The sequence below is a fragment of the Psychrobacillus sp. FSL H8-0484 genome (genome assembly GCF_038005325.1).
Lineage (GTDB): Bacteria > Bacillota > Bacilli > Bacillales_A > Planococcaceae > Psychrobacillus.
The window spans coordinates 2474629-2488996 of the sequence record NZ_JBBOSZ010000001.1; the positions used below are offsets into that span (position 1 = coordinate 2474629).

A 14368-nucleotide genomic window follows, 5' to 3' on the forward strand; every position below is an offset into this window, starting at 1 on the left:
AGTTTTATCTTAGCAGATTATTCTTTAGAATTCGAGGAAAATAACTCTTCCACTGCTTGCGAAACCGTTATCTTTTCCTTTCGCACTGATTGTTCTAGTTCAGACATCGTTTGTTTCTTTTCCATAGAAGAGAAAAAGTCATCATACAAACGATCGATAATCATCGTTTTAAACCAATCGACGGTTTGTTCTTTTCTCCTATTTTGCCAAGTTTGCTGTTCCATCATAATTTGCTGGAATTGTAAAATGGTTTCCCACACAGTATCTAAACCTATTTTATAGAGTGAAGATACGGCTAGTGCAGGGGTTGTCCAATTTGGCGAGGAAGGCGCAAGAAAGTGCAAGATTTGCTTAAACTCAGCTACCGTCTTTTTCGCTAGTTTTTCATTGGCTCCATCTGCTTTATTCACCACAACTGCATCCGCAAGCTCCATGATACCTTTTTTCATTCCTTGTAGTTCATCTCCCGCGCCAGTTAATGCGAGAAGTAAAAAGAAATCAACCATTCCTCGAACAATTGTCTCACTTTGCCCAACACCGACCGTTTCCACTAAAATTACATCGTATCCAGCTGCTTCACATAATAGCATTGTCTCCCGAGATTTTTTATGGACGCCACCCAGTGTTCCAGCAGTTGGAGAAGGTCTGATAAACGCACTTGGATGCTTCGCTAGCTCCTCCATCCGCGTTTTATCGCCAAGAATACTACCTCCTGTTAACGACGAACTTGGATCGATGGCGAGTACTGCTACTTTATAACCTTTGTCGCATAACATCTTCCCAAACGCTTCGATAAACGTACTTTTCCCAGCACCAGGTACACCTGTAATGCCAATACGAATACTATTTCCCGTGAAAGGGAGGAGTTGTTTTAACAACATTTGTCCAATCGTTTGCTGCTCGTTTACTGTACTTTCAATAAACGTGATCGCTTTTGCTAAATGGAGTCTTGACCCATTTCGGATGTCTCGGATATATGCTTCCTCATCTATAACAAATGGCTTCTTTCTAGAAAACTTTTTGACAGAAGCCTTTCCCATTCCATCATGCTGCGACTTAATACCACCCATGACATGCATCGAAGATTGGTTTGTTTTATCCGTTTCAGCCATTAGCCTTCCACTTCCTCATAACCCAATCGCTTATAAATTTCTTCAATTACTTTTTGTGCGGCGACTGGAATAACTGTACCTGGTCCAAAAATCGCTGATGCTCCATTTTCACGTAAGAAAGCATAGTCCTGTGCCGGAATAACTCCCCCAACAACGATCAATATATCCTCCCGACCGAGTTTCGCTAATGCTTCTCTTAATGCAGGAACAAGTGTCATATGTCCAGCCGCAAGGGAGCTAACTCCAACTACATGCACATCATTTTCTACTGCTTGTTGCGCAGTTTCAGCAGGTGTTTGGAATAAAGGACTAATATCCACGTCAAAGCCTAAATCTGCAAATGCGGTTGCAATCACCTTCGCACCACGATCATGCCCATCTTGACCCATCTTGGCAATTAAAATGCGTGGGCGTCGACCTTCATTTCCTCGGAAATCCTCTGCCATTTGTTTCACAGCTTCGATCTCCTCCGCGTCATTAAAGTTTGCGCTATATACACCACTCACGGAACGAATCACCGCCTTATGTCTTCCTGCTACTACTTCAATAGCATCGGAAATTTCTCCGATCGTTGCACGTTTTCTCGCAGCATCCACTGCCAAAGCTAGGAGATTATCATTACCTGTTTTTGCAGCTTCCGTTAGTGCCGCAAGTGCTTCTTGTACTGCTATTTCGTCGCGATTAGCTCTTACCTTTGCTAGTCGCTCCATTTGTTTTTGGCGAACAACTGTATTGTCGATATTTAAAATATCAATCGCGTCTTCTTGTTCTAGTCGGTATTTATTGACACCGATAATGATCTCTTTCGAAGAGTCGATTTGTGCTTGTTTTTTTGCTGCGGCTTCTTCAATCTTCATCTTCGGTAAACCAGTTTCAATTGCTTTTGCCATGCCACCAAGTTCTTCAATTTCCTCAATTAATGCCCAAGCCTTCTCCATCAACTCGTTCGTCAGTGTTTCCACATAATACGAACCACCCCATGGATCAATCACTTTCGTCATATTCGTTTCTTCTTGTAAAAATAATTGTGTGTTACGTGCAATTCGAGCAGAGAAATCGGTTGGAAGTGCGATTGCTTCATCCAGTGCATTCGTATGAAGTGACTGGGTATGTCCCATGGCAGCTGCATTAGCTTCCACTAATGTTCTCGTTACATTGTTAAATGGATCTTGCTCCGTTAAACTCCAGCCAGATGTTTGTGAATGCGTACGAAGTGCAAGTGTTTTAGGGTTTTTCGGATCGAAGCTTTGCATCATTTGTGCCCAAATTTTACGTGCCGCACGCATTTTCGCTACTTCCATAAAATAGTTCATGCCGATTGCCCAGAAGAATGAAAGCCTTGGTGCAAATGCATCAATTTCAATTCCTGCTTTTATTCCAGTACGCACATATTCCAATCCATCTGCCAATGTGTACGCAAGCTCAATATCCGCGGTCGCTCCAGCCTCTTGCATATGATAACCCGAAATCGAGATAGAGTTGAATTTCGGCATATAGTTTGCTGTATACGCAAAAATATCTGCAATAATTTTCATCGACATTTCCGGTGTGTAAATATAGGTGTTACGAACCATATACTCTTTTAAAATATCATTTTGAATCGTCCCTGCAAGCTGCTCCGGAGTTACTCCTTGCTCTTCTGCAGTTACGATATAAAATGCTAGTATTGGAAGCACTGCACCGTTCATCGTCATCGAAACCGACATTTGATCTAACGGTATTCCGTCAAATAAAATCTTCATATCTTCGACAGAGTCAATCGCGACACCTGCTTTACCTACATCCCCAGTTACACGTTCATGGTCAGAGTCATATCCACGGTGAGTTGCTAAGTCAAAAGCAACTGACAGCCCTTTTTGACCCATTGCTAAATTTCTTCTATAGAAAGCGTTACTTTCCTCTGCTGTAGAGAACCCGGCATATTGACGTACTGTCCATGGCTTTGCGACATACATCGTTGGATATGGTCCACGAGTATTTGGAGCAATACCTGGAAGATCATTTAAATGCTTCAAGCTAGCTCTATCAGATTCAACATACATTTTTTTTAACTCAATACCTTCATTCGTCATAAAAGAGGTAGTTTCTATTGGATCACGGTCCATCGTTTTCTCCAATAGCTTTTGGATGGATACATTAGCGTAATTAGGCATTGTCATGAGAATCCTCCTTTTTCGCAAGAGCTAGCAGTTCATTTCCTTTTTGAAGTAGAGATTGACCTGCATATATACGTCCAGAAAGTCCAGCATCCAGCCAGTCTTCGTATTCTTCAAACTTTCCAGCAACATCCATTGGAACAGATAATTGTTCATTTAATAAAGCAGGAACGAGACCAGCTGTTTGCTCGTCATTCCCAACAAATACAACATAATCAATGCCCTGTTCATCAATCCACTTTTGCAGATCGAACGGCTTTAAGTTTTCAGGTGCTACTTTAGGTGAAATTCCTAATGCGATTAAATACCCACTAACAAAATCTAATCGCGCTTTATATTCTTTTAAAACGCCATAAGGGATAATGGCTGTTTGTAAAGGAAACTCTTGAAAGGCTTTACGCAATTGCTCGAAAGGCACCGCCAGTCGTTTATAATTGGTAGGAATGATTTCAAATGCTAATGAATCTTCTGGATTTGCATAATTATTTATACCAATTAAAGACTTCTTCCGTTTAGAAAGTGCCTCTAGTTGTTGCTCCCACTTAGCATCCACACGTTCTTGAAGTTTTACGACTCTTGCTTTAAGCGTTTCTTCTTTTATTACTTCTAAAAACAATGCCCATGCTTTTTCCACAAGCTCTTTTGTTAATGTTTCTAAATAATACGAGCCACCAGCTGAGTCGATCACACGCTGGATATGTGTTTCTTCTTTTAACACGAGTTGCATATTTCGAGCGATACGCTTTGAAGTAGAAGTCGCTCCTGTTAAAACATCGTGAGGATATGTCGTCACACTGTCTGCCCCCCCTAAAACGGCTGCAAGTGCACTATTTCCTGCGCGAAGAATATTCACATTCGAATCAAGTGCGGAAAATGATCGTAAAGAAGTTTCCGCATGTACAGGGATCGATGCTACATCTGACTGTCCATTTGCTTCGCCAAGTGCTTTCCATAAAACGCGGAATGCACGGATTTTCGCAATTTCCATAAAGAAATTACTATCTACCGAAAATTGTACAAATGCTTTTTGTACAAGTTGATCGATGCTGGATTTGCGAGCAAGTATATCCGCTTGAACTAATACACTGACAAGTTCACTTACAGCGTCTCCACCCGCTTGATGAGTGCTGGATCCGTCTAGAAAATACGTGCGTGCATTAGTAAAATCTGTTTCACCTGCTCCTTTTATATTTCCTTTTATGTCGTGAAAGTTATGTAAAAAGGAAGGATTATTGGATACGTCCAGTAATACTTGATTATTTATAAAAAGAGATTTTAACTCTTCTATCTGAGAACTATTCCATTTATGGTCTTTATCCACTGCATAATGAATGACATTATTCCCCTTAGCCAGTGAATCTTTCATGTCTGCCAAAATCTCTTCACATGAATGACCAGTAACCGTTTGTGCCACTAACCATTCGGAATTTTTTTTGGTTTGGCGAATTGTATTAGTTTGATTTGCAGGAATATCCGCTACATCCGCTAAAGAATAAAGCGGTTTCAAAATGATATCCTCTAACGTTTTCGTCGAAAGTGATGCAAGCGATTTTCCTTTTAAGGATTTAATCGCAGCTTGCTCCCATTCTGCAAGACTTGCTTCTTTAAATACCGTTTGCTTCATGTCTTGTATAGTCATATGAACGCTTCCGCTACCCCCTCGTAAAATCATTCGTACAAATTTCATTTTACATGAGTGTGTGGATGGAAGAAAGTGCATTTGTCATGACACGCTCATACCTGAAATCGATGAGCATATATTTTGAGATAGGATAATTACTTTTTTGGGGATGGAGAATGATGAAATTGAGCGCAATAATCCTTGGGGGATTTCTATTTATTAGTGTTAGTGTTGGTGGAGGATTTGCCTTGTTAGTATCTAAATTTTTTCAACATTCAAATGAAGGTTTGGCACTATTATGCGGTGGATTTTTAGTGGGACTTCTAGCATCCGATATCATTCCATCTGCTTTCAACATGTATGAATTACCAGCGTTAATTATTGGCGGTCTAATTGGATACTTCCTTTTTCGGATAATGTACCAATTACTCCATTCTACTAGCCAAAATAAACCCACTATTTACTTGCTTCTTATTGGCTTGTTTATACATACCATTCCGTTAAGTCTGACCATTGGAAATTTGTCTCCGGATGCGTCTTTCGGTGGTACGATTACGACCTCCACAATTCTTCACCATCTCCCGGAAGGATTCGCTCTTACTTCGGCATTTCTCTCGCAAGGTGAAAAACTATGGGGATTATTTATTTGTTTTATTGGCTTATCTGTTTGCTTTAGTGGATTCATTTGGCTTGGACATCTTGTCCACCTCACTTCAAGGGGACAAGGTGTTCTGATTGGTGTATCCATCAGCTTAATCGCGTTTACAAGTGTAAAAGAATTTATTCTGCATCATATTCGAGTTATTCCAATGAGGTCAGTTGTAACATTTACCATGACGGGCTATTTGTTGAGTATCCTATTTCATTTGGTTCATTAATTTCTCTGTTACGATGAGGTTGTTACCTGCCGAAAACCCGCCCGCTTTCCGCGGACGAACTGCCAAAATCTATTAAAACAGCTTAGATTTTGAACGTTTGGACTACGCAAGGTTCATCATCAATTAATTGATTTTCTTCTTTATAATCAATTTGAAATTCTTTGTATACCTTTCTCCAAAAGGATACTGCAGGGAGGTTATGAACAAGTTCAATAACAAAGTATTTTCCTTTTTTGCATTCAAATAACGCTTTTACTGCCTGTATTCCGAAGCTCTTACCTTTGAACTTATTTAGAATAAAGATGTCATTAATTCCGAAATCATTCTCTTTTTTTAAAAATGGCCTTTCCAAAAGAAGGATAAATCCAATGATGTTCCCATCAAATTTGATGAAGTAAGGAGAAATACCCTCATTTGTCCAAAATGAGTTAAGATCCTCATAATCAAAGAATCCATTTTCATTGATAGTAAGGTTTGGTGTAAACTTAGAAAGATCATGAAGATAATAGGAATATAAGTTACGTAATATTGTTTTCTCGTTTTCAAATACTTCTTGAAGTGAAACAGACATATAAAAAACCTCCTAACATTCTTTTGACTGTTATTTTTAAATCACTAATGTGCTTCTTTACTATATACAGAATATGCAAGAAATTTACGTTCTTCCATGTTAGTTCAATAAGTTCGACAAAAAAGGCGATAATTCCTGCTAGTTCAGCAATCGGGCCATTTTGTTGAACAAGAATAAAAAAATAAAGAAGATAATATGCTTAATAAAAACAGATTATCTTCTTCATACTACAATCTAAAACACTTTTATGAGACGAGTTTTAGACCTATTGCAGCACCTAAAACCATGCCTATAAAGACAAGTCTTCTCCAGTCTTTTGATTCACCATATAAAATCATGCCTAAAATTGCTCCACCAGACGCACCAATTCCTGTCCAAATTGCATAAGCTGTACCCATAGGAAGTGTTTTCATTGAATAAGCAAGAAATAGAAAACTTGCTCCAAATCCTAGGATTAATAGAAGTAATGATTGCCAATTTCGGTCTTTATGCAATTTATTTATCATAGCAACACCAAACATTTCACAAAAACCTGCTAAGATTAGAGAAATCCATGCCATTAGGATTCATCACCTTTCTGACCATTGTCCTTTGTAACTAACTTCAAGCCAATTACTCCTGCTAATAAAAGTAAAATCAAGAGCGCTTTTTCCATTTTAAATGGTTCACCAAAGAATAGTATTTCAGATAAGACAGTTCCTGCAGTACCTAATCCAACAAAAACTGCATATACAGTACCCACGGGAAGTTTTCGACCTGCCATAATCATTACATAAAAGCTGATGATGATAGAAATAACAGTTCCAGTCCATGTCCAAAAGTCATCAGCGTGTTTTAACCCAATAACCCAAAAAACTTCAAAGAAAGCAGCAACAAATACTTTAATCCAGTTTGTATTCATTTAAACAAACACCTCCGATTTTATTATTACCAAAAAAACAAAAAAGCCTAAGAGATAACTGTTAAACAGTTTCTCCCAGGCTTTTATCCTTCCGTGACACAGCATAGCTGTGAGTTTTCTCTCGGACCAGACCAACAACTTGTTGCGGAACCCTAGAAAACATTTAATTTATATAATTACTTTATAGTATACACACAATTAAACCTTATTCAAGTGGAAATTATTGAGCCTAATAGAAAAAGCCTAGCTAAAATCTACTTAGCTAGGCTTTTTCTTATTTAACATGGCAATTCATACAATTAATTTAAAGTTTCTAACTCAGAAACGTTTTATTGAGCAATTCCATTTTTGGACAAATTTAAACGAGGAAAATGCATCTAGAAACTAAATTAGAAAGTAAAAAGAGGATGAATGCTTAATACAAAATAAGAAGCAGAAAAAAGTAAACTGTTTTTTAAAAATTATTACCGTTAAAGAACATACCAAAGGCACGTTCTAATTCGCAGTTGCATCCCCTATAATCCAATCTGCAGCACTAATTAGGTCAGGGAAAACAGCATCTGCAAGTGGATCACTCTTACCCAAGAATACCCCTTTTGTTCCTGCCTTCTTCCCTGCAATAATGTCTGTATCGGTATCTCCCACCATATAGGATTGGGATAGATCAATATCATACTTTTTACTAAGATCGACTATTAATTTGCTGTTTGGCTTGCGACAGGCACAACCTGCTTTTGGCTTATGCGGACAATAAGCCACATCATGGATTATTGCCCCTTCCTTCTTTAGTTCAGCAATCATATGGTCATGTATATTTTGGAGCTGAGATTCCTTCATAAATCCCAATCCCACTCCGCCTTGATTGGTTACGACAAATATGAAATCAAAGAAAGAGTTCAATTTTTTTATTGCTTCTGGTACACCTTGTAAAAAGTATAGCTCATGGGGCTTATTCACAAATTTAACCCTATCCGTTAGCACTTCATTTATTACACCGTCACGATCCAAAAATACTGCCTTTTTCATTTAGATCACACCTTTATTATTATGGTTTCAATAAAATTTTCCCTACGCTTTTTCTACTTTCCAGTAAAATGTGTGCTTTAGAGCCATCCTCTAGCGAAAAAATAGTTGATTCTTTCACTTTTATTTTCCCCTCGGAAATCCATTCAAATAATTGTTGGGAACGAATTTTTCTTTCCTCGAATGAAGTCAAAACATTCCATAGGTCTCCACCTGTTAAAGTTTTAGAAGTATCCATCAGCATTCGTGGATCGACCGGTGTAGGGTCTCCTCCAGCCATTCCATAAAATACAACTGTACCGCCTATTTTCGTCGCTTCAAAACTTTCTGTTAAAGTAGAACCTACTGATTCATATACGACATCTACGCCTTGACCCCTTGTTACTTCTTTTACTTTTTCCACCCAAGAATCAGTGTATAGAAATACAAAATCTGCTCCTGCGTCATATGCAGCTTCAGACTTTTCTAAAGACGAGGTAAGACCAATGACTGTCCCTCCTAATAGTTTACCGATTTGAACCAGATTTTGACCAACACCACCTGCTGCGGCATGGACTAGAATTGTATCTCCAGCTATTATTTCATAACTGTCTCTTGTTAAGTACTGTGCTGTTAAACCTTGCAATAGAACAGCAGATGCTGTTTCAAAGGAAATGTCATTTGGTAAGGGGATAATTTTTTCCATAGGAACTGCGACTAATTCAGCATTTGCAAACGGAACATCTGCAAAAGCAATACGATCTCCAACTTTTATGTTAGTTGTACCAACACCTACTTGTTCCACTACACCTGAGCCTTCATAACCCAAAATGTAAGGTGGGTTCCCGGCTAGATGATAATTCCCCCTTCGTCTATAAATATCCGCAAAATTTACTCCGATTGCCTTCATTCTCACTAATACTTCATTTTCATTCATTGCAGGATCAGGAATTTCTTTGTATTGCAACACTTCAGGTCCACCAAACGCTTCAAAAATTAGTGCTTTCATTTTATTACTCCTCGTATTTTAGAATATAAAAATCATATTAAAGGAACTCAGGATTAGATACAATGAATGCGCCTTTTATCTAATTATTGGCCCCTCCCACACATATTATTCCGAAAAATAGTAGGATTACTTGAATAGATTCGTAAACTACTATAGACTAATATTTACAATAAATGGACGAATGGGAGTGACGTATGGATGGATATCTCCATTACAAGAGCTTTACGTGAATTAAAGACATTGGATGCACGCATTTTAAAGAAAATTAATGAAACTACTTTTGCCGCATCAAAAAAGCCAAAAGAAAATATCCCTGGCTTCAAAACAGTCGATGAGTTCGAAAACAAAGCAAAAGAAAACCTGCAATCGATAAAAGATTTGATTGATCGTAGAAAACAGATTAAAAAAGCGATTGTAGAATCAAATGCTAAAACGACTGTAGAAGTTTCCGGAGTAAAAATGACAGTAGCTGACGCAATTGAGCGTAAAAACTTTATCGAAATTGAAAAGACACTCCTAGGAAAAATGAACAGTGATTATGGTCGATCTCAAGTACGAGTTGAACAAAATAATGAACTAGCTCAAGATAGACTAGACACTCAACTAAATAACATGATTTCTAAAGATGGAAAAACGGACTTAACCGCTGTGGAAGGCTATAAAAAACTGTTTTGGGAATCTGAAGAAACCAAACTGATTGACCCGATCAGTGTAAAAGAAGTTGCGACAAAAATGTCTCTAGATATTGAGACTTTCGAAGACGATGTTGATGTCGCTTTAAGCGAAATCAATGCGCGTACTTTTATTTCTGTTAACTAATCAAATGACTTGCTGTTCTAGCGAAAAAGAAGAAAGTTTCCCCGTTTGCTGGGTCTGGGTCAAACCCTGCACTACAACCAATCTTAATAGTACTAGTAGGTAAAAAGCTCAAAGCTTAACCTTCAGATCTAAAAGCTTAACCATCAACGCTCTTAATTTGTAACGTTCAACATTCAACGATTAACATTCTATAAAATCTCGGATAACAGGTGCAATAGGATTTGAAACTTCCTTTCTTCTCCTCCGAGCAGCTATGACAGCACAAAAAGAGTGATCCCTCGGGGTCACTCTTTTTGTATCTAATACTACTTTCTCCCCTATCGGAATGAACAAGTAGTAAAAGATGAAAATATTGTCCAGTGACATTATAGTTGTTAACTCCAAAATTCAATAGCAGCAACGAAATACGGATGTTTCAAAAAACTTTAATTTACATTATAGTTTGTAACCCATCCAATCGTACTTTAAGGTTTTTACATTATAGTTAGTAACTCAATGATTTTCTTAATGTTATGGTTTTAACTTTAAAATACGCAGTAATCTAAAGCACCTCGTTAGTTGAAGTACATTATTTCACAAATATTTTATTTGTAATTGGAAAGTAGTCTCCCTCTTCAAGACTCTTCCCTCCAACTATTTCAAGCCAACCTATTATCTTAAAAATATGTTTTGTTTTATGTTATTAAAATTAATAGTTTATACTAATGAAACTTTTAGGCAAAATGGAATGTATAGGAAGTAGATTAATATTGAATAGGGAGATGAAGTTTTTGAATATCACAAATAAAGTTTTTATTTTATTTTGTATGCTTCTATTAATTTTTATTTTATCAGCCTGTAAGCAAACTGAACAATCTCACGAGAATATAAATATGGAAAATGAAAAACAAAATATAACCTATTCTTTTAAAAACCCCAATACAGGGCAAGAATTTAATATAATTCATGCTTACATGCTATATGAGAACTATTTTGAAACTGTAAAGGATAATCCAGATGAATCACCCCATAAATTGTATCAACAAGAAATTATAGAACCTATATATGATGCATGTTTTAAAGATACGGAACATTTAGAAATTAATTTGTTTGAATGGACACCGGAAGAAAGTGATTATGATAGTATCAAGAATCAAGTTGAATCCATAGATAAAGATCATATAAATAATTTATACGAGGAATCCCTTGTTAAATCCTCCGAGATACTTTCATCCGATAAAAAAACAAATGTATGTGTGTTTCCTAAAAATGAAAGATTTCCATCTGACATGATAACAGCCGGGTCAGGGAAAATCTTAGTCTTTTTCAATGATTTCGATAACTATTATAGTTTGAGTGAGCTTGATAATAATCATAAATCAGGTATTTCTCATGAATATCATCATAGCGTTTGGATCGAAAAACATTATACAGAAGATTATTATCCAACACTATTAGATTATTTAGTAATGGAAGGGCAAGCCGTGATGTTTGAAACCTTAGTGTATCCCGATTCAAATAGTACCGCTTATGTGATCGACGAAAACTTTAACAAAGAATATTGGAGCAGGATTGAACCAAATCTTGAGGGTTCTGTTACTGATCAGATTTATGAAATACTGATAGGTGGGACTAATGGTTTTCCCAATTATTATGGCTATAGTGAGGGCTACAAGATGATTAGATCCTACTTAAACTTGCATCCCGATATGACAGTAGAAGAATGGACTTCCAAAAGTCCGAAAGAAATATTTGAAGAAGGAAATTACATGGCTAACTACGAGTAGATTTCTTTATCAATAGTCTACAAAACTTTATGTGTCCTTTCCTACATGTTAGAAAAGGATTTTTTTATTTATATTTATGAAACTTTCTTTCACTAAACTGCTGCTTTAGTTCAACAAGAAAAATGGCTTTACTCCTTCTTGAAGTAAAGCACCCGTTAGCTGAATAAGAAAGTAACTCTGCTTTTCATTTTATTGTACAATAAACATATTTTTTCGGTGTAAAGTCCTATCTTCCTTTTTATGCTATTTATTTTGGGACGATACTTAACAATCTTCTACCCATTAGCCAAATTGCAAGACCCGTTCCCCACAAGATCAAGGCAGAGCAAAAGCCTACTAAAGACATAAATGCATTGATCTGATGTTCCCCTAGTGTGACTTTCGCAGGTACAAACAGCAATGTAATAATAGCGAGTAAACAAAGGAGTGCGCCTGTAAAATAATAGAGTCTGACTTGGAAAAGAAGGGCCAATGGGAGAAAATGAACACCGACAATAATAGCTATTACGACAGGTATAAGTTCAGAGTGACCAGTAGCGTTACTGACAGCAATCGTGATTGCTATAGCCAAACCCTCTGCCGCAAAAATAATGTTAAACCAAAACCTTGTACGCTTCCCACGCCTTAAGTCTGTTTTTGAAACCTGATTCGTCAATTCTCGCGATGCGCGTATTAATGATATACCGCCGATGAACAGCGCTATACCTATGGCAACAGCAGTAACTAACAATAATGTAACTCCCCAGCCTTGTAATCCCATAATTCCTGTGTACGCCCACAGAGTACCGAAAAACGCCATGAAAAATACACCAGATGCCGTTCCGCGTACTGCGGCACCAGGAATAGTTTTTGATGTTTGTGTCACAAATAAAAACCTCCTTTCAACCTAGGTATGTGTTCATTACAACCGCATATCATCCTACATTAGTATTAGGTTTAGTTCATTCAGGAAAAAATCCTATATACCTTTTTATAATTATATTCATGCGGGCAAATTGCAGAACTATTCTGCCCCTTTACTACCATAAAGAGTTCAACATAATAGGGCATTAATCCTTCTTGGATCAACGCCCCTATTAGTTTAAGTATAATGTTTCACAAATATTCTTTTTCCACCAATTAACGATGCGATGGCCAAGATCCTTGTAAAAGCTTTTCTTCAAGAGAATTTTGTTGAAGTTCTTCAATAGTTGTTTTACTTAGCACTTGTCTTAATCTGCGTTGTACCATTTCTGCAAGTTCAACGACTGCTATCCATTCTTTGTCGTCATTTAATTGTTCAGTAAGGTAGAAGGTTTGATCACCATCGAGATTATTTGTCCATTCACGGCCTTCTAAATTTGCTACAAGTCTCTCTTTATAGTAAATCAGATGATTAACATTTTCCCAAATTGTTTTGGTTGCCTCTCCTACTGGTCTCCACCTAGCCTGTTCTGCGGTGAGTCCTTCTATTGCAGGTTTGAATGGCACGTACCAACTCTCTTTATCAAACGTAGTATTAAGCATTTTTAAGAGCAAATCAGTTCGATTCATTAATATCCTCCTACCTTGTATTTTTTTCCACATAAACAGTATTTCACCAAAATTTGAATAAATCCTTCTTCAACTAACCTGCTGCGTTAGTTTAAGTGTAACATTTCACATTGTATCGCCGAAACCTTCTTGATGTTTTAGACGCAAAAAAGACCATCGAAATGAACTGCCCCGTAAATGTTAGACACCAACAAACATTTACGGGGCAGTTCAAAATGATGATCTTGTTTCACTAAAGCACCTCGTTAGCTTAATAAAAAGGGATGCCAGTATTGTTTAGCCTTATAAGGTTGACTAATTTACTACTTTCCCTTTGACATTCAATATTTTAATTTCATAAGAATCAATATGGGATACAGAATTTAGTTCCTTAGAATGTAGGATTTCATTTACTGTCTCTTCAATTTCCATTGCTAACTTATGTGCATCTTTATCTGAACCCTTTAATGATGTATGAATGGTAATGGATTTTTGATAATGAGTATCTATATTTCCAATTACTTCATAATCTTTAAGTCCTTCCATTATAGTCTTTCCTAAATGGAGAATTTCTTTTTGTTCTTTTTTAAATTCTTCGGGCATCTTAAATAAATCCCATCTCTCAAAAACAACTGTATAATCTTTTAATGTGGAGGTTTTAATTACAGTTTTTGCAATGGACTCCATATCCTTTTTTACGGAATTAAAATACTCTTCATCTCCTATAACTTGTATCAACAATTCTTTCTTTGAAGTCGTTTTTATATCAATCACATATTTCTCAGTAAGTTTTTCTTTTACCTTTTTCAATAGTTCTTCTTCTTTAGTAACTAAAGGTTCTTGTTCTTCTTTATTTGCAACAGAAGAATCAACCTCTAAAGCCTTATTTAACAGGCTAAATGAAGCTATTCCCACTATGAGTATTCCAGCAATAATCAATATCTTTTTTAACATACAATTCCTCCTGTTAAGAAGGTATGTAATAAATCCTCCAAAAAGTCCCCAGAATAAAACCATATCC

The 14368-nt window shown here is 36.8% G+C and carries 14 protein-coding genes and 1 riboswitch; of the genes, 3 read left to right on the forward strand and 11 right to left on the reverse strand.

Features of this window, described 5'->3' with window-relative positions:
- Positions 1 to 17: 17 nt before the first annotated feature.
- From meaB to MHH81_RS12010, 3 genes are read right to left on the reverse strand one after another with little or no spacing between them, the layout of a single operon-like run.
- Positions 18 to 1112, reverse strand: coding sequence for a methylmalonyl Co-A mutase-associated GTPase MeaB (gene meaB / locus MHH81_RS12000; RefSeq protein WP_340921470.1), 1095 nt, complete (start codon positions 1110 to 1112; stop codon positions 18 to 20).
- A complete protein-coding gene (gene scpA, locus MHH81_RS12005) occupies positions 1112 to 3217 on the reverse strand; it encodes a methylmalonyl-CoA mutase (protein ID WP_445678136.1) in 2106 nt (701 codons plus the stop codon). The genes meaB and scpA overlap by 1 nt, the downstream gene beginning before the upstream one ends.
- 40 nt (positions 3218 to 3257) lie before the next feature.
- Positions 3258 to 4907, reverse strand: coding sequence for a methylmalonyl-CoA mutase family protein (locus MHH81_RS12010; protein ID WP_340921474.1), 1650 nt, complete (start codon positions 4905 to 4907; stop codon positions 3258 to 3260).
- Between the two features lie 158 nt (positions 4908 to 5065).
- On the opposite strand from MHH81_RS12010, the gene MHH81_RS12015 reads away from it, so the two are divergent.
- Positions 5066 to 5767: a zinc transporter family protein gene (locus MHH81_RS12015; protein WP_340921476.1), complete on the forward strand. Its 702-nt coding sequence runs from the start codon at positions 5066 to 5068 to the stop codon at positions 5765 to 5767.
- Positions 5768 to 5849: 82 nt separating this feature from the next.
- Here the strand turns inward: MHH81_RS12015 and MHH81_RS12020 are convergent, their stop codons facing one another.
- From MHH81_RS12020 to MHH81_RS12040, 5 genes are all read right to left on the reverse strand, one after another.
- A complete protein-coding gene (locus MHH81_RS12020; RefSeq protein ID WP_340921478.1) occupies positions 5850 to 6338 on the reverse strand; it encodes a GNAT family N-acetyltransferase in 489 nt (162 codons plus the stop codon).
- 245 nt (positions 6339 to 6583) lie between these two features.
- Positions 6584 to 6898 (reverse strand): DMT family transporter, encoded by a 315-nt coding sequence (locus MHH81_RS12025; RefSeq protein ID WP_340921480.1) that lies wholly within the window; start codon positions 6896 to 6898, stop codon positions 6584 to 6586.
- Positions 6898 to 7239: a DMT family transporter gene (locus tag MHH81_RS12030; RefSeq protein WP_340921482.1), complete on the reverse strand. Its 342-nt coding sequence runs from the start codon at positions 7237 to 7239 to the stop codon at positions 6898 to 6900. Before MHH81_RS12030 ends, MHH81_RS12025 begins: the two co-directional genes overlap by 1 nt.
- Before the next feature lie 70 nt (positions 7240 to 7309).
- Positions 7310 to 7406: riboswitch (guanidine-I (ykkC/yxkD leader) on the reverse strand.
- A gap of 328 nt (positions 7407 to 7734) precedes the next feature.
- Positions 7735 to 8265, reverse strand: a complete 531-nt coding sequence (locus MHH81_RS12035) for a D-glycero-alpha-D-manno-heptose-1,7-bisphosphate 7-phosphatase (RefSeq protein ID WP_340921485.1) — start codon at positions 8263 to 8265, stop codon at positions 7735 to 7737.
- 19 nt (positions 8266 to 8284) lie between these two features.
- On the reverse strand, positions 8285 to 9250 hold the full coding sequence (locus MHH81_RS12040; protein WP_340921488.1) for a quinone oxidoreductase family protein: 966 nt from the start codon (positions 9248 to 9250) through the stop codon (positions 8285 to 8287).
- Between the two features lie 198 nt (positions 9251 to 9448).
- On the opposite strand from MHH81_RS12040, the gene MHH81_RS12045 reads away from it, so the two are divergent.
- Both MHH81_RS12045 and MHH81_RS12050 read left to right on the forward strand, forming a co-directional pair.
- On the forward strand, positions 9449 to 10069 hold the full coding sequence (locus MHH81_RS12045) for a hypothetical protein (RefSeq protein WP_340921491.1): 621 nt from the start codon (positions 9449 to 9451) through the stop codon (positions 10067 to 10069).
- A 770-nt stretch (positions 10070 to 10839) separates the two neighbouring features.
- Positions 10840 to 11835, forward strand: a complete 996-nt coding sequence (locus MHH81_RS12050; protein ID WP_340921493.1) for a DUF2268 domain-containing putative Zn-dependent protease — start codon at positions 10840 to 10842, stop codon at positions 11833 to 11835.
- Positions 11836 to 12082: 247 nt separating this feature from the next.
- Here the strand turns inward: MHH81_RS12050 and MHH81_RS12055 are convergent, their stop codons facing one another.
- The 3 genes from MHH81_RS12055 to MHH81_RS12065 form a co-directional block, all read right to left on the reverse strand.
- Positions 12083 to 12700, reverse strand: coding sequence for a hypothetical protein (locus tag MHH81_RS12055; RefSeq protein ID WP_340921496.1), 618 nt, complete (start codon positions 12698 to 12700; stop codon positions 12083 to 12085).
- A gap of 254 nt (positions 12701 to 12954) precedes the next feature.
- Positions 12955 to 13368 (reverse strand): DinB family protein, encoded by a 414-nt coding sequence (locus tag MHH81_RS12060; RefSeq protein ID WP_340921498.1) that lies wholly within the window; start codon positions 13366 to 13368, stop codon positions 12955 to 12957.
- A gap of 294 nt (positions 13369 to 13662) precedes the next feature.
- Positions 13663 to 14301, reverse strand: a complete 639-nt coding sequence (locus MHH81_RS12065) for a hypothetical protein (protein WP_340921502.1) — start codon at positions 14299 to 14301, stop codon at positions 13663 to 13665.
- Between the last annotated feature and the right edge of the window lie 67 nt (positions 14302 to 14368).